This window comes from Mycobacterium sp. NPDC050551, assembly GCF_040674075.1.
In the GTDB taxonomy this organism is placed as follows: Bacteria; Actinomycetota; Actinomycetes; order Mycobacteriales; family Mycobacteriaceae; genus Mycobacterium.
Genome location: NZ_JBFARC010000001.1, coordinates 679918 through 701773, shown reverse-complemented (window position 1 = coordinate 701773; position 21856 = coordinate 679918). Strand labels below are relative to the sequence as shown.

Sequence of the window (21856 nt, the reverse complement as noted above, 5' to 3'; positions counted from 1 at the left end):
AGCTCCCGATCATGAGATGTTCGCGTCGAACGTCACCAGCACATAGGTGCCGAGCACCAGCGTGAACAGGATCGACAGCGCGAGCACGGTGTTCAGCCAGAACCGGGTGGAGTCCTTGCGGGCGTAGTCGGCGATGATCGTGCGCATGCCGTTGCCGCCGTGCAGCTGCGCCAGCCACAGCAGCAGCAGGTCCCAGGTCTGCCAGAACGGCGACGACCAGCGTTCGGCGACGTAGTTGAAGTCGATGCGGTACACGCCGTCCTCCCACATCAACATGATGAAGAGGTGGCCCAGCGCGAGAAAGATGAGGACGACACCAGACATTCGCATGAACAGCCAGGTGTACTTCTCGAAGTTGGGCATGCCGGCGGCGCGGCGCGGTGCGCGCGGGTTGTCCAGCCCGGCAGGCCGGTCGTGGCTGCGCTGCATCACCGGGGCGATACCGCCGCGGTCGCTGATGTGGTCGTAGGGGTTCTCGCCACTCATAGGAATCGCTCCGCCATGTGCATGCCGATGACGCCCAGCGACGCGATCAGCACGGTGAGGAAGACGCCGGCCACCACCCACAGCATCTGCCGCTGGTAGCGCGGGCCCTTCGCCCAGAAGTCGATCAGGATCACCCGGATGCCGTTGAGCGCGTGATAGAGCACCGCGGCCACCAGGCCGATCTCCATCAGGCCGATGATCGGCGACTTGTAGGTTTCGATGATCTCGTTGTAGGCCTGCGGGCTGACGCGCACCAGCGCGGTGTCGAGCACGTGGACGAAGAGGAAGAAGAAGATCGTCGCGCCCGATATGCGGTGCAGCACCCACGACCACATGCCCGGGTCGCCGCGGTACAGGGTCCGGCGTTTCGCCGGCTGTGACCGCGGCGCGGCTATGTCCGTATCGGGTGATGTCGCGGTACTCATGTGACCCTCCAACGCCATCGGTGGACGCCTGGGGCTCGGCCCTGAAATCCGGGCCCCAAACCTCGGGGCGACTCTAATCCCCTTTGTACTGACGAACGAACTAGCGTGTAGCCGTATGCCCCGATCAGGAGGGCGAAATTAGGGTGCCCTATCTGGGACTTCGGGTTACGGGACGAGGTGTTCGGAATGGATTCAGAAACGGCTCGGACGGCCCGGCATGACCGCTGAGATCGACTGGGACATGTTGCGCCGCAAGGCGATTACCGTATCGGCGCATGCCTACGCGCCGTACTCGCGGTTCCGTGTCGGCGCGGCGGCGCTGGTCGACGATCACCGGCTGGTGGCTGGATGCAATGTGGAGAATGTCTCATATGGCCTGGGTCTCTGTGCCGAGTGCGCTGTGGTCTGCGACCTTCATTCCAGCGGCGGCGGACGGCTTGTGGCGCTGTCGTGTGTGGGCCCCGACGGCGAGGTGCTGATGCCCTGCGGGCGCTGCCGCCAGGTGCTGCTCGAGCACGGCGGACCGGGCCTGCTGATCGACCACCCCCGTGGCCCCCGCCCGCTCGGCGAGCTGCTGCCGGACGCGTTCGGCCCCGAGGACATGACCCGTCGTGACGCGGGGGAAAGCCCGTGACGCAGTTCACATTCGACGCGCCGACGGTCATCCGGACCAAGCGGGACGGCGGCGTGCTGTCCGACGCGGCGATCGACTGGGTGATCGACGGCTACACCCGCGGCCGCGTCGACGACGGTCAGATGGCCGCCCTGCTGATGGCGATCTTCCTGCGGGGGATGACCGACGCCGAGATCGCCAGGTGGACGGCGGCCATGGTGGCCTCGGGTGAGCGGTTCGACTTCACCGGCCTGCGCCGTGACGGCAGGCCATTGGCGTTGGTGGACAAGCATTCCACCGGCGGGGTGGGCGACAAGATCACCATCCCGCTGGTGCCCGTCGTGATGGCCTGCGGCGGGGCCGTCCCGCAGGCCGCCGGTCGCGGGCTCGGCCACACCGGCGGCACCCTGGACAAGCTCGAGGCGATCCCCGGCTTCTCCGCCGAACTGTCCAAACAGCAGATCCGTCAACAACTCTGCGACCTGGGCGCCGCCGTCTTCGCCGCAGGCGACCTCGCACCGGCCGACCGTAAGATCTACGCGCTGCGCGACGTGACGGGCACCACGGAGTCGCTGCCGCTGATCGCCAGTTCCGTGATGAGCAAGAAGATCGCCGAGGGCGCCCGGGCGCTCGTGCTGGACACCAAGGTGGGTTCCGGTGCGTTCCTGCCGTCCGAGGAGGAGGCGCGTGCGCTGGCCCGCACGATGGTCGACCTGGGCGCCGCGCACGGGCTGGCCACCCGCGCGCTGCTGACCGACATGGACGTGCCGCTGGGCCGCGCCGTGGGCAACGCCGTCGAGGTCACCGAGTCGCTCGAGGTGCTCGCCGGCGGCGGCCCCGACGACGTCGTGGAACTGACGCTCGCGCTGGCCGCCGAGATGCTCGATGCGGCCGGACTGGACGGCGTTGACCCCGCCGACACCCTGCGCGACGGCACCGCGATGGACCGGTTCCGCGACCTGGTCTCCGCGCAGGGCGGGGACCTGACGGCGCCGCTGCCGCTGGGCGCGCACACCGAGACCGTCACGGCGTCGCGCGGCGGCACGATGGGCCGCATCGACGCGATGGCGGTGGGCCTGGCGGTGTGGCGCCTCGGGGCGGGCCGTTCCGCGCCGGGGGAGCAGGTGCAGTTCGGAGCCGGCGTCCACATCCACCGCAGGCCCGGCGAGCCGGTGTCGGCGGGCGAGGCGTTGTTCACGCTGTACACCGACACCCCGGAGCGGCTCGGGCCCGCCCTGGCCGAACTGGACGGCGGCTGGGCCGTCGGCGACGCCGCGCCACCGCACCGCCCGCTGATCCTCGACCGAATCACCTGACCGGACGGAAGATGGAGCCATGACGACGACCGGACCGCTGCCGTTGACGATCGACAACATCCGGCAGGCACCCAAGGCGCTGTTGCACGACCATCTCGACGGCGGTCTCCGGCCCGGCACCGTTCTGGAGCTCGCCGGGCAGTACGGCTACGCGGACCTGCCCGCCGACAACGTCGACGACCTGGCTGACTTCTTCCGGACCGCCGCGCACAGCGGGTCGCTGGTGCGTTACCTCGAGCCGTTCGCCCACACGGTCGGGGTGATGCAGACACCGGAGGCACTGCACCGCGTCGCCTTCGAGTGCGTCGAGGACCTGGCCGGCGACAACGTGGTGTACGCCGAGATCCGGTTCGCACCCGAACTGCACATCGACGGCGGGTTGTCGCTCGACGCCGTCGTCGACGCGGTGCTGGCCGGCTTCGCCGACGGCGAGAAGGCGGCCGCCGCCGAGGGTCGGTCGATCACCGTGCGGTGTCTGGTCACCGCGATGCGCCACGCCGCCCGGTCCCGCGAGATCGCCGAGCTCGCGATCCGATTCCGCGACAGGGGAGTCGTGGGTTTCGACATCGCGGGCGCCGAGGCCGGTTACCCGCCCACCCGTCATCTCGATGCGTTCGAATACATGCGAGGTAACAACGCGCGCTTCACGATTCACGCGGGGGAGGCGTTCGGACTGCCCTCAATCCACGAGGCCATCGCCTTCTGCGGCGCCGACCGGCTCGGCCACGGGGTGCGGATCGTCGACGACATCACCGTGGCCGGCGACGGGTCGGTGCGGCTGGGACGATTGGCGGGGCTGTTGCGCGACAAGAGAATTCCGCTCGAACTGTGCCCGAGCTCCAACGTGCAGACCGGTGCCGTGAACAGCATCGCCGAGCACCCGTTCGACCTGCTGGCCCGGTCCCGCTTCCGGGTGACCGTCAACACCGACAACCGGCTGATGAGCGACACCACGATGAGCAACGAGATGCTGCGGCTGGTCGAGGCATTCGGTTACGGCTGGAGCGATCTGCTGCGATTCACCATCAATGCCATGAAGTCCTCGTTCATCGCGTTCGACGAACGGCTGGCGCTCATCGACGACGTCATCAAGCCGCGCTACGCGGTCCTCGTCGGCTGAGCCGCGCGCGACGACGTCAGCACCTCGCGCAGCGCATCGGCGAACTCCGCCGGCGCGCCCATGAAACCGCCGTGGTCACCGGGGAACTGCGCGACCGGCGCACCAAGCCGCTCCGCCAGCGCGAGGGACGTCCGGTGGGTGATCAGGGCGCCGGATTCGACGCCGACCCCGAGGATGACGCGGGTCGAGCCGGAGGTGAGCGCCTCGATGTCGGGCAGGTACAGCGATGTCGGCAGGAGATCGATGTCGAAGAACCTCGCCATCTGACGGGCCTCGTCGGGTGACTGCTCCTCCGGAAGCTGCGGCGCATCGTCCACCGACACCTCGAACCCGGCGTTGCGCATGAAGTGTGCCCAACCGGCGGTGAAGCCCTCGCGATGGAACGTGTCGATGACCGCCCGCGCGCCGGCACGCTGCTCCTCGGCGTCGGACAGCAGTTCGATGACGGGCGGCTCGTGGGCGACCAGGGTGCCGATCCGGCCGGGACGACGGGCGGCTAACGCCAAGCCGGTGACCGCTCCGCCGCTGGAGCCGAACAGGTCGGCGGTCTGGGCGCCGAGGTCGTCGAGCACCGCCGCCACGTCGTCGGCGCGCTGTTCGACACCGCACGGTGCGTCCGGGTCGTCGACCGTGCTGGCGGCATAACCCCGGGGGTCGTAGGTGACGACGGTGTGATGGTCGGCGAGCGCGTCGGCCAGGGGCGCGAACTCCGCCGAGGCCATCGGCGAGCCGATGACCAGCAGCAGCGGACCTTCGCCGCGCACCTCGTAGTACAGGCGGGCGCCGGGGACGTCGATGGTGTGCGTTGAGATCGATCGGGTCATGCCACTATCGACCGGCCCGGGCGCCGGAAGTCATCGCCGGACCGCTACTCCTCGCGAAGCCGCGACTCGACGAAGCTCTCCAGCTCCTCCCACTGCGCCACGGCCTTCGCGTACGGCGGCTTCGGGCGGTCAGCGGAGTCGGGGTCGAGCGCGAAGGCGATCACCTTGCCGAGCGGCTGACCCGGCCCGAGCTTCTCCTCGACGGTGGTGTCCTCCGCGTACTGGCTGACGTCGCGCAGCAGTTCGACGGCCAGTTCGAGCTGTTCACGGTCCAGGCTGTCGGGTCCGTCGGAGATGTCGTCGGCGATGCCGCTCAGCACGTAGACGTTCTCGTCGCTGACCACGACCTCCAGCGAGCCGTCGGTGGCGGCGGTGCGGATGTCGTCGTAGGTGGCCAGATCGGACAGGTCGTGGTCGTGCTCGTCGGCCAGGTAGCGGGCCAGCGACCGCTCGGAGCCGAACACGCTGATCCGGCCGTTGCGGCCGAGGAACACCGGCTCGTCGTCGAGGTAGCAGCGCAGCGTGAAGAACGTGCCCGACCGGGTCATCATGCGTACCGGGTCGATGCCGACCTTGAGCCAGAAGTCGTCGTCGCTGCCGAGCACCAGGCCGGCTGCCTGGTCTTCGGGCGCGTCGCCCTCGACCACCTCGGCCTCGTCGTCGTCCTCGGCGGTCTCGACCGACGCCGCGACGTCCTCGTCCTCCACCTCGGGCGCGGGCTCGAGCAGCTCGGCCCCGGCCTTCTCGGCGGCCGCGGAGTCGACGTCGGGGATGGTGACGATCTCGTCGATCGCGTCGAGGACGCCGTCCCAGCCGCGCCCCACCGCCGCCTCGATCTCGCCCCACCGCTTGCGTCCGGCCCGGCCGCTGAACGCCTCGACGCCGCCGCCGAGGGAGCCCACCACCGGGTTGCCGTTGAAGAACTTGGTGACCGCGGGCATGTCACACACCGAGCCGATGGACGACACCAGCGCCAGTGTGGCGTGCAGCGCCTTCACCGACTCCTCGGTCGGCTTGTCGGCGACGACCTCGGGCACGCCGACGATGTCGTGCGTGCGGTCGTCGGCGGGCGTGAACCGGTGCGCGTTCGCCTCGGTGAGCTTCGTCCAGGCCGGGTGGTCGGTCAGGTCGTTCTCGGTGTTCGTCCGCACGAATGCGACCAGGTCGGCCACCGACTCGAAGGCGTAGAGGTCGTCGCCCGCACCGAGGAACGCCTCCCACTCGTCGCCGGCATCCCGCCAGCGAGGAGCCCACAGTGTGTACAGATCACCCTTGGTCAGCCCGAGCCGAACCGGCACGATGTCAGCAGCCATGCGGCACAGCCTAACGACGTGCCCTGGCGGGTCGTGAGGCTCGTGCCGGGTTAGCGCTCCAGGTCGGCGCGCAAAGCCTCGAGCAGGCGGGTCGCGTCCTCGGCCCGCTCGGCGTCGCAGAGTGCCTCGGCGGCACCGTCGAGCATTGCGGCCTGCGCCCGCGCGCGGGCCATCGTCGCCTCGAAGTCGTCCATGTCGTTCAGACGGCAATGGCAACCGTCAGGTTCCGTCCCGGCCGCCGACCGACACCCGCGGGCCGGGCTAGTCTCGGCGGATGCGCGGAGCTGTGACTGTCCACATGAAGGCGCCCGCGATGGACATCTGGAGTCTGGTGGCCGATGTCCGCAACACCGGGCGGTTCTCGCCCGAGGTGTTCGAGGCCGAATGGCTCGACGGCGCGAACGGTCCGGCGGTGGGTGCCCGGTTCCGTGGCCACGTCAAGCGCAACGAGATCGGCCCCGTCTACTGGGCGACCTGCCGGGTGACAGCGTGCGAACCGGGTCGTGAGTTCGGCTTCGCCGTCCTGGCCGGTGACCGGGCGGTCAACAACTGGCACTACGCCTTCGCGCCGGACGGCGACGGAACCGCCGTGACCGAGTCGTTCCGGACGATCGAGTCGCCGTTCCTGCGGCCGATCGAGTTCCTCGGGTATCCGCGCAAGCGACGCAATCTCCGCGACATGCGCACCACCCTGGAACGCATCAAGGTCGTCGTCGAGGCCTGACCGCCGGCGGCGGACCTTTCGGCGCGAACCGACCCGCCTTCGCGACGTATCTAGGGCAGGCTGAAGCGATGACGGGAGCCGTCGACCTCATCGACGCGGTGGCTGCTCTGGGCGCAGTGCTGGGGCGGACGACGTTTCCGCTGCCGGCGCCGTCGGCATGGCCGGCGGAAACTGACCGCCGGGAGCTGACCGGGCAGCTGGCCGACTACCTGATCCCCCGGCTGCGCACCATCGACGCCCCGCTTTTGGCGGTGGTCGGCGGGTCCACGGGCGCCGGGAAGTCGACGCTGATCAACTCGCTGGTCGGCGACGACGTGAGCCAGGCCGGTGTGCTGCGGCCAACCACCCGAGGCCCGGTGATCGTGTGTCATCCGTCAGACCTGGTCTGGTTCACCGATGACCGGATCCTGCCGCACTTGCCGCGCTCGTCCGGGCCGGACGGCCTGCGCCTCGCGCCGCACCCGGGAATCGGCCCCGGCCTCGCACTGCTCGACGCCCCGGACATCGACAGCGTCGTGAGCACCAACCGCGAGCTCGCGGCCACACTGCTGGCTGCCGCCGATCTGTGGATCTTCCTGACGACCGCCGCCCGCTACGCCGACGCGGTGCCGTGGCAGATGCTTCACACTGCCCGCGACCGTGGCACCGCAATCGCCATAGTGCTCAATCGTTGCCCGCAGGAGGCGATCAGGGATGTGGCCGCGCACCTGTCGGACATGCTGGCTGCAAACGGTTTGCGCGAGGCGCCGCTGTTCGTGATCGCCGAGCAGGGCTTACGCGCCGGGCGGTTGCGTGAGAAGGCGACCGCACCCATCGGCTCGTGGCTGGCCAGTTTGACGGCCGACTCGGAGCAGCGGGCGGCGGTGGTGCGCTACACGCTCGACGGTGCGCTGCGCAGCCTGCCGCCACGGACGTACGCGCTGGCCGATGCGGCCGACGGACAGTTCGCGGTGCGCACGCAGCTGGAGTCGTGCGTGTCGTCGGCATACAGCAGCGCGCTCGCGAGGGTGGACGAGGCGGTTCGCGACGGCGCGCTGCTGCGCGGTGAGGTGCTGGCTCGCTGGCAGGACGTGGTCGGCACGGGCGAGTTCCTACGCAAATTGGAGTCGCGGGTGGGGCGGGTCCGCGACCGGGTGGTGGCGGCGGTCACCGGGCGGTCCACTCCGATCGAGGAGCTCGGTGAGGCGTTGGAGACCGGCATTGCGACCGTGATTCGGGCCGCAGTCGAGGAGGCTGCTGAGTTGTCCTACGGCTGCTGGGCGCGGCACCAGGCCGGTGCGCCACTACTGACCGACGAGCTGGCCCGGCCGGCCTCCGGGCTTGGTGAGGCCGTCGAACGGCTGGTCCGCGACTGGCAGGAATACGTGCTCGAACTGGTCCGTACCGAAGGCGCGTCGAAGCGGTCGGGGGCGCGATTGGCGTCGTACGGCGTGAACGGCGCCGGTCTGGTCGTCATGCTCGCGGTCTTCAGTCAGACGGCCGGACTGACCGGCGCCGAGATCGCGGTAGCCGGAGGCACCACAGTGGCCAGCCAGAAGGTGCTCGAGGCGATCTTCGGTGAGCAGGCCGTCCGCGGACTGGCCCGACAGGCCCGTGACGAACTACTGGCTCGAGTCGACGGTCTCCTGCACCAGGACGCCGCCCGATATGGCGACGTGCTGGGCGCCGAGTCGGAACTGGTGTCGGGTGACGAACTGCGAGCGGCCGCCGATCGCGTCGCGACGGTGCTGCGGTGACGCTCGTCGATCGGTTGGCGGCGCTGTCGTCGGTGGTAGCCCTCGGGACCGGCCGGCTGCCCGACGACGTCCTGAGGGATCTGCGCGACCTGGACCAGCGGGCGGGCAGCCGGCTGCGGTTGTCGGGTGAGTACACCGTCATCGCGCTGGCCGGAGCGACCGGGAGCGGAAAGTCCTCGTTGTTCAACGTCGTCGCCGGGGCCTCGCTTGCCGAGGTCGGTGTTCGGCGGCCGACCACTTCCGCCACCCAAGCTGTTGTCTTCGGCCCCGACGGCGCCACGGAACTACTGGACTGGCTGGAGATCCAGTCCCGGCAGCACGGCGACGCGTCAGCTGCTCCGGAGCTCTCCGGGTTGGTGCTGCTCGACCTGCCCGACCATGACTCCACCGAAGTGTCACATCGGGCCGAAGTGGATCGGCTGGTCCGCCTCGTCGACGCTTTCATCTGGGTATTGGACCCGCAGAAGTACGCCGACGCGGTTCTGCACGACGATTACCTGCGCCCGTTGTCCGCGCACCGTGACGTGATGGTGGTAGCCCTCAACCAGTCGGACCGGCTGGCCGCTCCCGACGTGGCTGCTTGTGTGCGAGACCTCGACCGCCTGCTGGCCGAGGATGGGCTGGGCGGCGTGCGGGTGCTCGCGACGTCAGCGGTGACACCGGATGGGGCTGCGCCGTTGCGAGAATTCCTCGTCGCGACCGTGGCGAACCACAAGGCGCGAACGGCGCGGGTGAGCGCGGATCTGGACACGACGGCAGCACGGCTCGCGCCGCTGGTGCCGCCGCCCCGATCGGTGCCGGCCCTGCGCGACGCGGAGCGACGGCTGCAGAGCACCCTCGCCGGGGCCGCAGGGGTTCCCGCCGTAGTCGGTGCCGTCGGCCGAGCCTATGAGCGGCGGGGTCTCGCGGCGGTTGGCTGGCCGCCGCTGCGGTGGATACACCACCTGCGACCAGATCCGTTGCGCCGACTGGGAATAGGTCAGTCCAGCGTGGGGGACGAAGTCCTTCGCCGGACTTCGTTGCCCTCGGCTTCTGCGGCATCGCGGGCGGGGGTGGACAGCGCGGTCCGCTCGCTTGCCGACACCGCGTCGAGCGGGCTACCGGCGCCATGGCCGCGGATGCTGCTCGAAGCGGCGAAGTCACGAGCCGGGGCGGTGCCCGATGCACTGGACCGGGCGGTCGGCGGTGCGGACCTCGGGACGAATCGGCCACCGCGGTGGTGGCGTCTGGTCGGGGCCGTCCAGTGGGCGCTACTCGCTGCTGCAGTCGCGGGCGGCGTGTGGCTCGGGCTGCTCGCAGTGCTGGCGTACCTGCAGATCGGTCTCGACGCGCCCTCACTCGGGCCGTTCGCATGGCCGACGGTGCTGCTCGTCGGTGGACTCGCGTTGGGATTGGTACTCCGAGTACTGATCAGACCTTTCGTGGCCGTCGGGGCGGCCCGTCGCAGGCGGCGTGCGACCGCCGAATTGGGCCGGCGGGTCGAGGCGGTGGGCGAGGAGTTCGTCCTCTCTCCGCTGCGGGCAGAGTTGTCTCTGTACGGCGAGCTGTCCGCGGCGGTGCACCGGCTCATCCGTTGACGGCGTCATTCGCCGACGCCATGGCATGACGAAGACGCTCACGCCGTCGGTCGCCAGAAGCCCTGAAAACCCTGACCCGCGTTGGTGGTTCGAATCGCCGACAGTTGCACCGGGTCACCCGCCTCGATCATCGTGCCGTCACCGACCACCATCGCCACGTGTCCGTCCCAGACCGCCAGGTCGCCGGGCAGAAGTGACCCGGCGTCGACGGCGACGCCGATGTCCTGCTCCTGGGCCAACCGTGGGATGTCCAACCCCGCCTGGCCGTACGCCCACTGAGTGAGGCCGCTGCAGTCCAGGCCGACCCCCGGCGTCGTACCGCCCCAGTCATAGGGGACGCCGAGTTGGGTCAGCGCGTGGCGCACCGCGTCCGCGGCCACCTTGTTGGGCGCCGTCGCGGTACTGCCGTCGGGCAACCGCACCGCCGCCCCGTCGCCGAAGGTTCGCGCGTCCGGCGTCGGCGCGGCGGACGGGCGGCGCGCCGACGCCAGCGCCGCCACACCCGCCCCAGCCCCGGACCCCAGCTCCGACAAGCCGCCACCCGCACCCGGTCCGCCACCCGATCCCGAACCCATGCCCGGAACCGACGGCGCCGAGAACCCCGCCGGACTGGTCGGCGCGGGCGCGCCCGACGGCGCCGTCACGTCGGCGGCCCGCGCGTCGAGCTGCGCGCGGAGGTCCTCCACCACCGCGATCGCCTCCCGCAACGACCGCCTCGCCTCGGCCACCAACTCCTCGGCGACGCCCGGATCGTCGAGATGCGGTTCGAGTGCGGCGGCCCGGGCCTCGAACCCGGCCACGATGTCATCCAGCCGTGCGCGCGCGTCAGCGACCGCCGCATCCGCATCACGCGCGGCATGGCCGATGCGTTCGGCGTGGGCGGCGAGCGCATCGGTGGCTGCGACGACCGACGCCGTGAAGGCTGTCGCCCCGTCGGCTCCGGCGCCCCGCCACACTCCGGCGACGTCGTGTGCGGCCTCGCCCACGGACGCCGACACGCCCGTCAGCGCATTGCGCACGCCGTCCAGCACCGCCGTGGGCTCGCCGCCCGACCAGCCCGGCCCGACCATCGATCGCACGTCGCGAATCGGCGCCGACAGCGCCGCGACCAGCGCGCTCGGCATGGTCAGACCGCCCTGACCAGTCGATCGGCGCCGCGCTGCGCGCCGGCGTCGTAATTCATCGCCGACACGTCGGCCGCCGCGGCGCCGGCCGACACCCGCTCGCCGAGCGCGGCGATCTCACGCGATCCGGCGGACATCGCCTCGGCGAGGGCGGTCAGGAACCGCGCCGCGACCGGTCCGAGTCCCGTCGGCGCCGGGGCGGCCGCGAGGGTGGCGGCCGCCGCGAGCAATTCGGCGGCCTGGACGTCGGCGGCGCGACCGAAGGCGCGGATCGCCCCGGTGTCGGCGAGCAGGGTGTCGGCGTGCATGCGGATTACGACGGCCGGCACCGTCCGCCGGTTCCACCGGTCCCGGCGCCGCGATCGCCGATAGGGTTCGGTGATGGACGTCCGAGTCGTCGACCACCCTCTGGCCGCGGCGCGGCTCACCACGATGCGTGACGAGCGCACCGACAACGCCGGGTTCCGTGCCGCGCTGCGCGACCTGACCCTGATGCTGGTGTACGAGGCGACCCGCGACGCGGAGACCGAGGCGATCGCGGTGCGCACCCCTCTCGCCGACACCACCGGTCACCGGCTGGCGAATCCACCGCTGCTGGTTCCGGTGCTGCGCGCCGGGCTCGGGATGGTCGACCAGGCGCACGCGCTGATCCCCGAGGCACGGGTGGGGTTCGTCGGGGTCGCGCGTAACGAGGACACCCACGAGCCTGCGCCCTACCTCGAGTCGCTGCCCGACGACCTGAGCCGGTGGCCGGTTTTCGTGCTCGATCCGATGCTGGCGACCGGCGGCTCGATGGCGCACACCCTCGGCCTGCTTCAGGCCCGCGACGCCGTCGACATCACCGCCATCTGCGTGGTGGCCGCGCCCGAGGGGCTGACCGCGCTCGAGCGGGTGGCACCTGACCTGCGGCTGTACACCGCCGCCGTCGACGAGGGACTGAACAACGTGGCCTACATCGTGCCGGGACTCGGGGACGCCGGCGACCGCCAGTTCGGGCCGCGCTGAGGCCTCACCACCGTCCGGCGACGGCGCTCAATTCGTCCTGCAGCTCCCTGGCCCGGCCGCGGGCGGCCTCCAGGTCTTCGTCGTCGTGGCACGACACCCGAACCTCGATGTAGGACTTCACCTTCGGCTCGGTGCCCGACGGCCGGACGACCACCCGAACGGAGGTCTCGGCGTCGCCGCCGGTGAAGACCAGCGCATCGGTGCGCTGGTGGCCGTCCGCCTGCAGCAGGTCGGTGACGGTCACCTCGTGGCCGCACAACCGGTCCGGCGGGGTGTCGCGCAGCCGGGTCAGCACGTCGGCGGCTTCGTCGGTGTCGGCCACCGGCCGCGACACCGCGGCGGTGGTGTGCACCCCGTGCCGGCGCGCGAGCGCGTCCAGCGCATCCTGCACGGTGCGGCCCTGCGCCTTGAGCGCGGCGACCAGGTCGCACGCGAGGACCATCGCACTGATGCCGTCCTTGTCGCGCACCGCCGACGGGTCGACGCAGTGTCCGATCGCCTCCTCGTAGGCGTAGACCAGGGTCGACCCCGGTATCTGATCGTCGGCGCGCGCCAGCCACTTGAACCCGGTCAGCGTCTCCAGGTGTTGAACGCCGTGCGCCTCGGCGATCCGGGCCAGCATCCGCGACGACACCACCGAACTCGCCACCAGCACGTCCTCCGACACCGGCCCGGGATCGATCTGCGTGAGGATGTAATCGCCGAGGAGCCAACCGGTTTCGTCGCCGGACAGCATGCGCCAGCCATCGGATGTCGGGACGCCGACGGCGCAGCGGTCGGCATCGGGGTCCAGCGCGATGGCGATGTCGGCGTCCTTGTCCGCCGCGAGTTCCAGCAGGGCGTCGGTGGCCCCGGGCGCCTCGGGGTTGGGTGACTCCACCGTCGGGAAGTCGGGATCGGGCTGGAACTGGTTCTCCACCACGTGGATGTCGGTGATCCCGGCCCGCACCAGTGCGTCGAGCGCGTAGTCGCCGCCCACCCCGTGCAGCGGCGTCAGAGCCACCCGCACATCGTCGGTGGTGTGGCGGACGTTCGCCGCGCGGGCGATGTAATGCCGGATCTCCTCCATCCCACCGGTTTCGACCTTGGCCCGCGGGATCTCGTCTGCGGGCGGCGCCTCGGCGATCGCGGACTCGATCTCCTCGTCGATGGGCGAGTTGATCTGCAGACCGTGCTCGAAGTACACCTTGTAGCCGTTGTCGCCCGGCGGGTTGTGCGACGCGGTGATCTGGATGCCGGCGGTGGCGTGCATGTGCCGCACCATGAACGCCACGATCGGGGTGGGCACCGCGGCCAGCATCAGCATCACCTCGAACCCCCGGGCGGTGAGCACCTCAGCCGCGGCGAGGGCGAACTCGTCGGACTTGTGGCGCGCATCGCGGCCGACGACCACCTGGGTGCCGCCCAGGCCGCGCCGCTCGAGGACCTGCGCCACACCCCAGGTGGTGCGCAGCACGACGGCGAGGTTCATGCCGTTCGGCCCGCCGCGCAGTGGGCCTCGCAGACCCGCCGTGCCGAAGGTCAACGACCGCCGGAAGCGTTCGTCGAGTTCCTCTTCGCTACACGCCGACAACTCCGCCGCGGTCTCGGGGTCGGGGTCGTGCGCGATCCACTCCTGCACGGTCGTCGAGGTCACCGACTGAGTCATGGGCCAAGTGTGCCCAATTTACCGTCGGTGTAAGCCAGCTTCCTGAGCACTGGTGCGACGAGCATGAGCAGGTCGAATTCCAGATCCGACAGGACGTCGCGCATGGTCGCCTGCAACCACGCGTCGCGCTCGGCGCGGTCGGCCTCGAGCAGCGCCGTCCCCGCCGGGGTGAGCTCGATCAACTGGCGCCGCCGGTCCCGCTCGTCAGGCCTGCGAGCGATCAGCGCACGGCCGACGAGTTCGTTGATGCCGTCGGTGAGCGATTGCGCCCTGACCTGCATCCGGGCTCCGAGTTCGGCAGGGGTGGTCACCCCGGACCGGCTGACCTCGCCGAGCACTTCCATCTGGCTGAGGGTGAGCCCGTGATCCGGGCGGTGCCGGCGCAGCTGCCGGGCCACCCCCATGACCGCCTCGCGCAGTTCGGTGGCGGCGGTGTCGGAGGCGTCGATTCTGGCCATAGCCAAGTTATACCTTGGTTCTTTGCTGAGTCTAGTGAGATTCAGCAGTGTTGCGATCATGTATTACCAAGGACATACTTGATGTCGAACAGTGCGTGAAACGAGGAGGTGCGATGCGGCGGGCGCTGAAGTGGCTGCTCCTGGTGGCGGCGACAGTCGGCGTGACCGTGCCGCTGACGCTCATCAACGTGCCCTCCGCCGCGCTCTTCGCCGCCCTCGTCGTCGGTATCGCGCTCGCACTGGCCTCGCTGGCTCCCGCCCGCATCCCGCGCCGGGCCGGTGTCGCCGCACAGGGCATCCTCGGCGTCTACATCGGGACCATGGTCCAGCACGACGCGGCCGCCACGCTGGGCGCGGACTGGCCGATCGTGCTCGCGGTCGTGGTGGCCACCCTGGTGCTCAGCCTCATCGCCGGAGCGGTGCTCGGACTGCACCGCGACGTCAGCCCCCTGACCGGCAGCCTGGCACTGGTCGCAGGCGGTGCCTCCGGACTCGTCGCCATCGCGCGTGAACTCGGCGGCGACGACCGGGTGGTGTCGGTGGTGCAGTACCTGCGCGTCGCCATGGTCACCGCCTCGATGCCCGTGGTCGTGACCCTCGTCTACCAGGCCGACCGGTCCCATCCGGCCTCGATCGTGCCCGCGGACACCGCGCCCTGGTATCTCAGTCTCGCCATGATGGCCGCGCTCGTCGTGGTCGGCGCCGTCGGCGGCAGGCTCCTGCACGTACCGGGCGCCGGACTGCTCGGCCCGCTGGGACTGACCGTGGCGTTGCAGCTCTCCGGGCTGTCGTTCGGGCTGTCGGTGCCCATGGTGCTCGTCCAGGTCGCCTACATGATGATCGGCTGGCAGGCGGGCCTGGCCTTCACCACCGAGTCGCTGCGCGCGATCGCCCGGATCCTGCCCACGGCCGTCGGCCTCATCGTCGCCCTCGGCGTCGGCACCGCCGGTCTCGGCGTCCTGCTGGCGCACTTCACGTCGCTGACCCCGCTCGAGGGCTACCTCGCCACCAGCCCGGGCGGCGTCTACGCGGTGCTCGCCACCGCCGTCGAGACCGGCTCCAACGTCACGTTCATCATCGCCGCCCAGGTGCTGCGGGTGCTGCTGATGCTGTTCGCGGCGCCGCTGCTCGCCCGCGCGATGGTGCGCCTCGGTCGGCGACTCGGCCGCCGGGACAGCGGCGACGATCAGAGCCGCGAGATGACTCCCGCGAGCAGGGAACCCATCCGCGTGGCGGAGTGACGCCCTGCGGCGAGCACCTCCTCGTGGCTCAGCGGTGCCCCGGTCATGCCGGCAGCCAGGTTCGTCACCAGCGAGACGGCCAGCACCTCGGCGCCGCACCCTCTCGCCGCGATCGTCTCGTGCACGGTCGACATGCCGACCAGGTCGGCGCCGAGGGTGCGCAGCATCCGGATCTCGGCGGGCGTCTCGTAGTGCGGCCCGGGCAACCCGGCGTACACGCCCTCGGTCAGCGACGGCTCGATCTCGCGGGCGACCGCACGCAACCGCGGCGAATACGCGTCCACCAGGTCGACGAACTGTGCGCCGACCAGTGGCGACCTGGCGGTCAGATTGAGATGGTCGTTGATCAGCACGGGCTGCCCCACGGTGTACTCGGGCCGGAGACCGCCCGCGGCGTTGGTCAGCACCACCGTCGCGGCGCCCGCCGCGCATGCGGTCCGCACCGGGTGCACGACGTGGCGCAGGTCGTGTCCCTCGTAGGCGTGGATCCGCCCGACCAGGACCAGCACCCGCCGGCCGCCGATCTGCATCGAGAGCACCTGACCGCGATGGCCTTGCGCGCTCGGCGGGGTGAATCCGGGCAGTTCGGCCATCGGCACCGTCGCCACCGGGTCGCCCAGCGCATCGGCCGCGGGCGCCCAGCCCGACCCGAGCACCACCGCGACGTCGTGGGCGTCGACACCGGTGCGTTCGGTGATCGCGGCCGCCGCGGCGGCTGCGGCCGCGTCCGGTGAAGTCACGGTAGGCGAGCTTAGCTGCCGTTCCCGCGCCGCGACGACGCCCGCGGCGCGGGCAAAGCTCAAGTGAGATACTGCGGAAATGCCCACCGCCACCGCGTCGTCACGCGTCGAGGACGTCGTGCAACGCCGCCGCGGCGACCTGGTCGAGCTGTCACACGCCATCCATGCCGAGCCCGAGCTCGCCTTCGCCGAGCATCGCAGCTGCGCCAAGACGGCGGCCCTGGTCGCCGAGCGCGGCTTCGAGGTCACGACGCCCCTCGGCGGTCTCGACACGGCGTTTCGCGCCGACTTCGGCAGCGGTCCGCTGGTGGTGGGAATCTGCGCGGAGTACGACGCGTTGCCCGGCATCGGCCACGCCTGCGGACACAACATCATCGCCGCATCGGCGGTCGGTACGGCGCTCGCGCTGGCCGAGGTCGCCGACGAACTGGGGCTCACGGTGGCGCTGATCGGCACACCGGCCGAGGAGGCCGGCGGCGGAAAGGCGCTGCTGCTGGCCGCCGGTGCGTTCGACGACGTCGCGACGGCCGTGATGCTGCACCCCGGACCGGTCGACATCGCCGCGGCACGATCGCTCGCGCTTTCGGAGGTGTCGGTCACCTACACCGGCCGCGAGTCCCATGCGGCTGTCGCGCCGCATCTCGGCATCAACGCCGCCGACGCGGTCACCGTCGCACAGGTGGCGATCGGCCTTCTGCGCCAACAGCTCTCGCCCGGTCAGATGGTGCACGGCATCGTCACCGACGGCGGCCAGGCGACCAACGTCATCCCCGCGCACGCCGAACTCCGCTACACCATGCGCGCCGTCGACTCCCCGTCGCTAGAAGAATTGGAGGGCCGGATGGCCGGCTGCTTCGCCGCCGGTGCCGTTGCCACCGGCTGTCGCCACGAGGTCGCCGAGACCGCGCCCCCGTACGCCGAGCTCACCCCTGACCGCTGGCTGGCCGAGACCTTCCGCGCGGAGATGCGCCGACTGGGCCGCGAACCGCTGGCACAGGAGCTGGAGGCGTCCGTGCCGCTGGGCAGCACCGACATGGGCAACGTCACCCAGGTGCTGCCGGGCATCCATCCGGTCATCGGCATCGACGCCGGCGGCGCCTCGATCCACCAGCCCGCGTTCACCGCGGCCGCCGCGGGACCCAGTGCCGACACCGCGGTCGTCGAGGGCGCCACCATGCTGGCCCGCACGGTGGTCGCGCTGGCCGAGTCACCCGAGCAGCGGGACCGCGTGCTCGACCGCCAGGCGAGGCGGGTGCGATGACGCTGCAGGACGCCGCCGACCGTTGGCTGGCCACCCACTACGGCGACCTGGTGGCCTGGCGACGGCACATCCACGCCCACCCCGAACTGGGCCGCCAGGAGTTCGCGACCACCCAGTTCGTCGCCACCGCGCTGGCCGACGCGGGCCTCAAGCCAAAGCTGCTCCCCGGCGGCACCGGGCTGACGTGCGACTTCGGCCCTGAGGTCGGCCCGCGGATCGCGCTGCGCGCCGACATGGATGCGCTGCCGATGGCCGAACGCACCGGCGCGCCGTACACCTCGCTGGTGCCGAACGTCGCGCACGCCTGCGGCCACGACGCCCACACCGCGGTGCTGCTGGGCGCGGCGCTCGCGCTGGCGTCGGTGCCGGATCTGCCGGTCGGCGTGCGGCTGATCTTCCAGGCCGCCGAGGAATTGATGCCCGGGGGCGCCATCGATGCGATCGCCGCCGGGGCGCTGAACGGGGTGTCGCGGATCTTCGCCCTGCACTGCGACCCGCGGCTGGCCGTCGGGAAGGTCGCGGTTCGGCCGGGGCCCATCACGTCGGCCGCCGACCAGATCGAGATCACCCTGCAGTCGCACGGCGGGCACACCTCGCGCCCGCACCTGACCGGTGACCTGGTCTACGGACTGGGCACGCTGATCACCGGGGTGCCCGGGGTGCTGTCGCGGCGCATCGATCCGCGCAACAGCACGGTGATGGTGTGGGGTGCGGTGAACGCCGGGGTGGCCGCGAACGCGATACCGCAGAACGGCGTACTGGCCGGCACCATCCGCACCGCGAGCCGGGAGACCTGGCTGACGCTGGAATCCATTGTGACCGAAGCGGTCACCTCACTACTGGCGCCGCTGAACCTGGAACACACGGTGCAGTACCGGCGGGGCGTGCCGCCGGTGGTGAACGACGTGGTCGCCACCCGCATCCTGACCCACGCCATCGAAGCCACCGGGCCGGACGCGTTGGCCGACACCCGCCAGTCCGGTGGCGGGGAGGACTTCTCCTGGTATCTGGAGGAAGTGCCGGGCGCGATGGCCCGCCTCGGTGTGTGGAGCGGCCGCGGCCCGCAGCTCGATCTACACCAGCCGAACTTCGACCTCGACGAGCGGGCGCTGGGCGTCGGCGTGCGGGTGCTGGTCAACATCATCGAGCAGGCCGGCCTGATCTGAGGAGCGCGGCAGGGGAATTGGTGCGAAGCGCCCCTCCTGAGCGGCCTTAGGCTGCCACCATGACGTCTTCGCACGACGACGAACTGGCCTCTGCGGCGGCCGCGCTCGCCGAACACCGGTCGCTGGGCCGCAAGCTGGAGTCCGCGCAGCAGCAGGCCGACGCGTCGGCGTCCGCGGCGGCGCAGGCGCGCGCCCGGTTGGCCGACGAGCAAGCCGACGTCACCCGCTTGGAGAAGATGTCGCTCACGTCGATCCTCGCGTATCTCAAGGGATCTCACGACGACGACCTCGCCCGCGAGGCAGCCGAACACCAGGCCGCCGACTACGAGTACCGCACCCGGCAGGCCCGCGCCGACGCCGACCGGACGGTGGTCGACCACCTCGAGCGGCGCCGCGCCCGCCTCGGCGACGTGCAGGCGCGGTTCGGCCGCGCGTTGGCCGACAAGGAGCGTTGGATGCGCCAGCACAACGACCCGCAGGCGGCCAGGCTGGTGGAGATCGCCCGGCAGCAGGGCGGCGCGGCGGCCGAACTCGGCGAGCTCGGACAGGCGCTCGACACCGGTGAGGCCGCGCTGGAGCATTTGCGCGCGGCGTCCGAGACGCTCGACAGCGCACGGTCCTGGTCGGCCTACGACACCTGGTTCGACGGCGGCATGATCGCCAGCATGGTCAAGAACGACCGGCTCGACGAGGTGGCGGCGCTGCTGCGGGCGGCCGACTCCGCATTGCGCGCGTTCACCGCCGAACTGTCCGACGTGCACATGGCCGGCGTCCGGCTCGTCGAACTCGACGAGTTGACCAGGGTCTTCGACGTCTGGTTCGACAACTTCTTCACCGATCTGGCGGTCCGTGACCGCATCATCGAGGCGCAGGAGAAGGTGACCGAGGCGATCACCGGGGTGCACCGCATCCAGCAGAGGGTGGCCGCGCGCATCGACGAGGCGACCGCCCGGCTGGACCGGCTGCGGGCCGACCGCGTCGAGCTGCTGACGGCCTAGCTCGAGCTGGACCCGGGGCCGATGTTGCTCGACGGCCGGGTCCGCAGGTCGTGGACGTATTCGGCCGGGGCGCCCGCGATCTCCGCGGCGTCGGCCATCACCCCCAGATAGCGCGCGGACGGCAGGCCGCCCTCCCACGCGTCCACGACATACAGCCAGGCCAGCACCGGATCGGTGTCGGTGTCCGAGGACAGCCGGTGCACCCGGCAGCGGATCTTCTTGTGGATGCCGAGCTCGGAGCCCTCCCAGCGGTCGAGGGTGTCCTCGTCCTCCTTGGTCATGTCGTAGAGGACGACGAACACCTTCGACAGCGGATCCTCGACGACGGTCGCCAGGGCGCCCTCCCAGCCGATGTCCGCCCCGCCGAAGGTCAATCGCCAGCCGTGCAGCCAGCCCGTGCCCGCCATCGGGGAATGCGGTGCGCGCTCCATCATCTGCTCGGGATGCATATTGGAGCCGTAAGCGGCGTAGAGCGGCACGGTAGGAGAGCATAATCCGATCCCGTCCGCGAACAGGACCGGCGGCGAATCTCACAACCGCGGGCAGCGCGGGTTGCGGTGTGGATGCGATCCACCCGGCCGCGGGCGGCGGCGGACGATAGGTTGGAGCGGTGGCAACCCGCATCGTGATCATCGGCGGCGGGCCCGCCGGATATGAGGCAGCGCTCGTGGCGGCCGCACGCGGTCCAGACGACGTCGACGTCACCATCGTCGACACCGACGGGCTGGGTGGGGCGTGTGTGCTGTGGGACTGCGTGCCGTCGAAGACCTTCATCGCCTCCACCGGCGTGCGCACCGAACTCCGCCGGGCGCCCGATCTCGGCTACGCGCTGGACTTCGACAACGCCAAGATCTCACTGCCGCGCATCAACGAGCGGGTGAAGACTCTGGCGGCAGCGCAGTCCGCCGACATCGCCGAACGCCTCCGCAACGAGGGCGTCCGGCTGATCGCAGGCCACGGCGAACTGGTCGACGACATGCCCGGGATGGCCGCACACACCGTCAAGGTCACCGCGCACGACGGCACCGAGAGCGAACTCAAGGCCGACGTCGTGCTGATCGCCACCGGCGCCCGGCCGCGCGTCCTGAAGGGCGCCGAGCCCGACGGCGACCGCATCCTCAACTGGCGCCAGCTCTACGACCTGGACGCGCTGCCCGAACACCTGGTCGTGGTCGGGTCGGGGGTGACCGGCGCGGAGTTCGTCAACGCCTACACCGAACTCGGGGTCAAGGTCACCGTGGTGGCGAGCCGCGACCAGATCCTGCCGCACGAGGACTCCGACGCCGCGGCGGTGCTGGAGGACGCCCTGCTCGAACGCGGCGTGACGCTGGTCAAGAACGCCCGGGCGGAGTCCGTCACCCGCACCGACACCGGGGTGCTGGTGACGATGACCGACGGTCGCACCGTGGAGGGCAGCCATGCGCTGATGACGGTCGGCTCGGTGCCCAACACCACCGGACTGGGCCTGGAGCGGGTCGGCATCGAGCTGGGCGGGGGCGGCTACCTGAACGTGGACCGGGTGTCCCGCACGTCGGTGCCGGGCATCTACGCCGCCGGTGACTGCACCGGCTTGATGCTGCTCGCCTCGGTGGCGGCCATGCAGGGCCGCATCGCGATGTACCACGCGCTGGGGGAGGGCCTGGAACCGATCCGGCTGCGCACGGTGGCCGCCGCGGTGTTCACCCGGCCGGAGATCGCCGCCGTCGGCGTCCCGCAGTCCAAGATCGACGACGGCTCGGTGCCCGCGCGCACCGTGATGCTGCCGCTCAACACCAACGCGCGGGCCAAGATGTCGAGCTTGCGCCGCGGCTTCGTCAAGATCTTCTGCCGACCGGCGACCGGCGTGGTGATCGGGGGTGTGGTGGTGGCGCCCATCGCCTCGGAGTTGATCGTGCCGATCGCGCTGGCGGTGCAGAACGGCAACGACGTCGAAGACCTCGCGCAGACCTTCTCGGTGTATCCATCGCTGTCGGGATCCATCACCGAGGCCGGCCGCCGCCTGATGAGACACGACGATCTGGACTGACCGCACGTAACCTGGGGTACGAGCAAACCGTACCGACGAGTAACTAGGCGAGGAT

General features: G+C 70.8%; 23 protein-coding genes. 12 read left to right on the top strand and 11 right to left on the bottom strand.

The window, feature by feature from the left end; translation table 11 throughout:
* Positions 1–9 precede the first annotated feature (9 nt).
* Complete coding sequence (locus tag AB0K11_RS03345; RefSeq protein WP_364972147.1) at positions 10–486, bottom strand: succinate dehydrogenase hydrophobic membrane anchor subunit; 477 nt, start codon at positions 484–486, stop codon at positions 10–12.
* The gene (gene sdhC, locus AB0K11_RS03340; RefSeq protein ID WP_364972145.1) at positions 483–911 is read right to left on the bottom strand and encodes a succinate dehydrogenase, cytochrome b556 subunit; all 429 of its coding nucleotides are present in this window, start codon (positions 909–911) and stop codon (positions 483–485) included. The genes AB0K11_RS03345 and sdhC overlap by 4 nt, the downstream gene beginning before the upstream one ends.
* Positions 912–1128: 217 nt before the next feature.
* On the opposite strand from sdhC, the gene AB0K11_RS03335 reads away from it, so the two are divergent.
* From AB0K11_RS03335 to AB0K11_RS03325, 3 genes are read left to right on the top strand one after another with little or no spacing between them, the layout of a single operon-like run.
* A complete protein-coding gene (locus AB0K11_RS03335) occupies positions 1129–1545 on the top strand; it encodes a cytidine deaminase (RefSeq protein WP_364972143.1) in 417 nt (138 codons plus the stop codon).
* Positions 1542–2840, top strand: coding sequence for a thymidine phosphorylase (locus AB0K11_RS03330; protein WP_364972141.1), 1299 nt, complete (start codon positions 1542–1544; stop codon positions 2838–2840). The genes AB0K11_RS03335 and AB0K11_RS03330 overlap by 4 nt, the downstream gene beginning before the upstream one ends.
* Positions 2841–2859: 19 nt before the next feature.
* The gene (locus AB0K11_RS03325; RefSeq protein ID WP_364972138.1) at positions 2860–3960 is read left to right on the top strand and encodes an adenosine deaminase; all 1101 of its coding nucleotides are present in this window, start codon (positions 2860–2862) and stop codon (positions 3958–3960) included.
* On the opposite strand, the gene AB0K11_RS03320 is transcribed toward AB0K11_RS03325, so the two are convergent.
* The 3 genes from AB0K11_RS03320 to AB0K11_RS03310 are packed head-to-tail and all read right to left on the bottom strand — an operon-like array spanning position 3939 to position 6291.
* A complete protein-coding gene (locus tag AB0K11_RS03320) occupies positions 3939–4784 on the bottom strand; it encodes an alpha/beta hydrolase (protein WP_364972135.1) in 846 nt (281 codons plus the stop codon). The genes AB0K11_RS03325 and AB0K11_RS03320 overlap by 22 nt on opposite strands.
* A 44-nt stretch (positions 4785–4828) precedes the next feature.
* On the bottom strand, positions 4829–6097 hold the full coding sequence (locus AB0K11_RS03315) for a primosomal protein (protein ID WP_364972132.1): 1269 nt from the start codon (positions 6095–6097) through the stop codon (positions 4829–4831).
* 50 nt (positions 6098–6147) lie between these two features.
* Positions 6148–6291: a hypothetical protein gene (locus AB0K11_RS03310; RefSeq protein ID WP_364972130.1), complete on the bottom strand. Its 144-nt coding sequence runs from the start codon at positions 6289–6291 to the stop codon at positions 6148–6150.
* Positions 6292–6371: 80 nt separating this feature from the next.
* Here AB0K11_RS03310 and AB0K11_RS03305 point away from each other — a divergent pair, with 80 nt between their 5' ends.
* From AB0K11_RS03305 to AB0K11_RS03295, 3 genes are all read left to right on the top strand, one after another.
* Entirely contained in the window at positions 6372–6821 is a 450-nt protein-coding gene (locus AB0K11_RS03305; RefSeq protein ID WP_364972127.1) for an SRPBCC family protein, read from the top strand.
* 68 nt (positions 6822–6889) lie between these two features.
* The gene (locus AB0K11_RS03300) at positions 6890–8557 is read left to right on the top strand and encodes a GTPase domain-containing protein (protein ID WP_364972124.1); all 1668 of its coding nucleotides are present in this window, start codon (positions 6890–6892) and stop codon (positions 8555–8557) included.
* Positions 8554–10134: a GTPase gene (locus AB0K11_RS03295; RefSeq protein WP_364972122.1), complete on the top strand. Its 1581-nt coding sequence runs from the start codon at positions 8554–8556 to the stop codon at positions 10132–10134. Before AB0K11_RS03300 ends, AB0K11_RS03295 begins: the two co-directional genes overlap by 4 nt.
* A 38-nt stretch (positions 10135–10172) precedes the next feature.
* On the opposite strand, the gene AB0K11_RS03290 is transcribed toward AB0K11_RS03295, so the two are convergent.
* Positions 10173–11258: a C40 family peptidase gene (locus tag AB0K11_RS03290; protein ID WP_364972120.1), complete on the bottom strand. Its 1086-nt coding sequence runs from the start codon at positions 11256–11258 to the stop codon at positions 10173–10175.
* A 2-nt stretch (positions 11259–11260) separates the two neighbouring features.
* The gene (locus tag AB0K11_RS03285) at positions 11261–11587 is read right to left on the bottom strand and encodes a hypothetical protein (RefSeq protein WP_364972118.1); all 327 of its coding nucleotides are present in this window, start codon (positions 11585–11587) and stop codon (positions 11261–11263) included.
* A gap of 52 nt (positions 11588–11639) precedes the next feature.
* Between AB0K11_RS03285 and upp the strand changes: the two genes are divergently transcribed.
* Positions 11640–12263 (top strand): uracil phosphoribosyltransferase, encoded by a 624-nt coding sequence (upp, locus tag AB0K11_RS03280; protein WP_264016313.1) that lies wholly within the window; start codon positions 11640–11642, stop codon positions 12261–12263.
* Between the two features lie 4 nt (positions 12264–12267).
* On the opposite strand, the gene AB0K11_RS03275 is transcribed toward upp, so the two are convergent.
* Entirely contained in the window at positions 12268–13911 is a 1644-nt protein-coding gene (locus tag AB0K11_RS03275; RefSeq protein ID WP_364972115.1) for a phospho-sugar mutase, read from the bottom strand.
* Positions 13908–14369, bottom strand: a complete 462-nt coding sequence (locus AB0K11_RS03270; RefSeq protein WP_364972113.1) for a MarR family transcriptional regulator — start codon at positions 14367–14369, stop codon at positions 13908–13910. The genes AB0K11_RS03275 and AB0K11_RS03270 overlap by 4 nt, the downstream gene beginning before the upstream one ends.
* A gap of 113 nt (positions 14370–14482) precedes the next feature.
* Here AB0K11_RS03270 and AB0K11_RS03265 point away from each other — a divergent pair, with 113 nt between their 5' ends.
* Positions 14483–15610 (top strand): AbrB family transcriptional regulator, encoded by a 1128-nt coding sequence (locus tag AB0K11_RS03265; protein ID WP_364972111.1) that lies wholly within the window; start codon positions 14483–14485, stop codon positions 15608–15610.
* Here the strand turns inward: AB0K11_RS03265 and AB0K11_RS03260 are convergent.
* The gene (locus AB0K11_RS03260; protein WP_364972108.1) at positions 15556–16350 is read right to left on the bottom strand and encodes a purine-nucleoside phosphorylase; all 795 of its coding nucleotides are present in this window, start codon (positions 16348–16350) and stop codon (positions 15556–15558) included. The two genes, AB0K11_RS03265 and AB0K11_RS03260, sit on opposite strands and share 55 nt — an antisense overlap.
* A 79-nt stretch (positions 16351–16429) precedes the next feature.
* On the opposite strand from AB0K11_RS03260, the gene AB0K11_RS03255 reads away from it, so the two are divergent.
* The 3 genes from AB0K11_RS03255 to AB0K11_RS03245 are packed head-to-tail and all read left to right on the top strand — an operon-like array spanning position 16430 to position 19775.
* Positions 16430–17611, top strand: coding sequence for a M20 family metallopeptidase (locus AB0K11_RS03255; RefSeq protein ID WP_364972105.1), 1182 nt, complete (start codon positions 16430–16432; stop codon positions 17609–17611).
* On the top strand, positions 17608–18777 hold the full coding sequence (locus AB0K11_RS03250; RefSeq protein WP_364972103.1) for an amidohydrolase: 1170 nt from the start codon (positions 17608–17610) through the stop codon (positions 18775–18777). The genes AB0K11_RS03255 and AB0K11_RS03250 overlap by 4 nt, the downstream gene beginning before the upstream one ends.
* Before the next feature lie 59 nt (positions 18778–18836).
* The gene (locus AB0K11_RS03245; RefSeq protein WP_364972100.1) at positions 18837–19775 is read left to right on the top strand and encodes a hypothetical protein; all 939 of its coding nucleotides are present in this window, start codon (positions 18837–18839) and stop codon (positions 19773–19775) included.
* Here the strand turns inward: AB0K11_RS03245 and AB0K11_RS03240 are convergent.
* Positions 19772–20254 (bottom strand): gamma-glutamylcyclotransferase, encoded by a 483-nt coding sequence (locus tag AB0K11_RS03240; protein WP_364972097.1) that lies wholly within the window; start codon positions 20252–20254, stop codon positions 19772–19774. The two genes, AB0K11_RS03245 and AB0K11_RS03240, sit on opposite strands and share 4 nt — an antisense overlap.
* Positions 20255–20385: 131 nt before the next feature.
* Here AB0K11_RS03240 and AB0K11_RS03235 point away from each other — a divergent pair, with 131 nt between their 5' ends.
* Positions 20386–21801 carry an NAD(P)H-quinone dehydrogenase gene (locus AB0K11_RS03235; RefSeq protein ID WP_364972094.1) on the top strand — a complete coding sequence of 472 codons (1416 nt, stop codon included), beginning with the start codon at positions 20386–20388 and terminating at the stop codon, positions 21799–21801.
* Positions 21802–21856: the final 55 nt, after the last annotated feature.

Bases quoted from the DNA above. Each gene is read 5' to 3' on its own strand.
- AB0K11_RS03345 (WP_364972147.1), bottom strand. From the start codon at position 486: ATGAGTGGCGAGAACCCCTACGACCACATCAGCGACCGCGGCGGTATC.
- sdhC (WP_364972145.1), bottom strand. From the start codon at position 911: ATGAGTACCGCGACATCACCCGATACGGACATAGCCGCGCCGCGGTCA.
- AB0K11_RS03335 (WP_364972143.1), top strand. From the start codon at position 1,129: ATGACCGCTGAGATCGACTGGGACATGTTGCGCCGCAAGGCGATTACC.
- AB0K11_RS03325 (WP_364972138.1), top strand. From the start codon at position 2,860: ATGACGACGACCGGACCGCTGCCGTTGACGATCGACAACATCCGGCAG.
- AB0K11_RS03320 (WP_364972135.1), bottom strand. From the start codon at position 4,784: ATGACCCGATCGATCTCAACGCACACCATCGACGTCCCCGGCGCCCGC.
- AB0K11_RS03315 (WP_364972132.1), bottom strand. From the start codon at position 6,097: ATGGCTGCTGACATCGTGCCGGTTCGGCTCGGGCTGACCAAGGGTGAT.
- AB0K11_RS03310 (WP_364972130.1), bottom strand. From the start codon at position 6,291: ATGGACGACTTCGAGGCGACGATGGCCCGCGCGCGGGCGCAGGCCGCA.
- AB0K11_RS03305 (WP_364972127.1), top strand. From the start codon at position 6,372: ATGCGCGGAGCTGTGACTGTCCACATGAAGGCGCCCGCGATGGACATC.
- AB0K11_RS03300 (WP_364972124.1), top strand. From the start codon at position 6,890: ATGACGGGAGCCGTCGACCTCATCGACGCGGTGGCTGCTCTGGGCGCA.
- AB0K11_RS03290 (WP_364972120.1), bottom strand. From the start codon at position 11,258: ATGCCGAGCGCGCTGGTCGCGGCGCTGTCGGCGCCGATTCGCGACGTG.
- upp (WP_264016313.1), top strand. From the start codon at position 11,640: ATGGACGTCCGAGTCGTCGACCACCCTCTGGCCGCGGCGCGGCTCACC.
- AB0K11_RS03275 (WP_364972115.1), bottom strand. From the start codon at position 13,911: ATGACTCAGTCGGTGACCTCGACGACCGTGCAGGAGTGGATCGCGCAC.
- AB0K11_RS03270 (WP_364972113.1), bottom strand. From the start codon at position 14,369: ATGGCCAGAATCGACGCCTCCGACACCGCCGCCACCGAACTGCGCGAG.
- AB0K11_RS03265 (WP_364972111.1), top strand. From the start codon at position 14,483: ATGCGGCGGGCGCTGAAGTGGCTGCTCCTGGTGGCGGCGACAGTCGGC.
- AB0K11_RS03255 (WP_364972105.1), top strand. From the start codon at position 16,430: ATGCCCACCGCCACCGCGTCGTCACGCGTCGAGGACGTCGTGCAACGC.
- AB0K11_RS03250 (WP_364972103.1), top strand. From the start codon at position 17,608: ATGACGCTGCAGGACGCCGCCGACCGTTGGCTGGCCACCCACTACGGC.
- AB0K11_RS03245 (WP_364972100.1), top strand. From the start codon at position 18,837: ATGACGTCTTCGCACGACGACGAACTGGCCTCTGCGGCGGCCGCGCTC.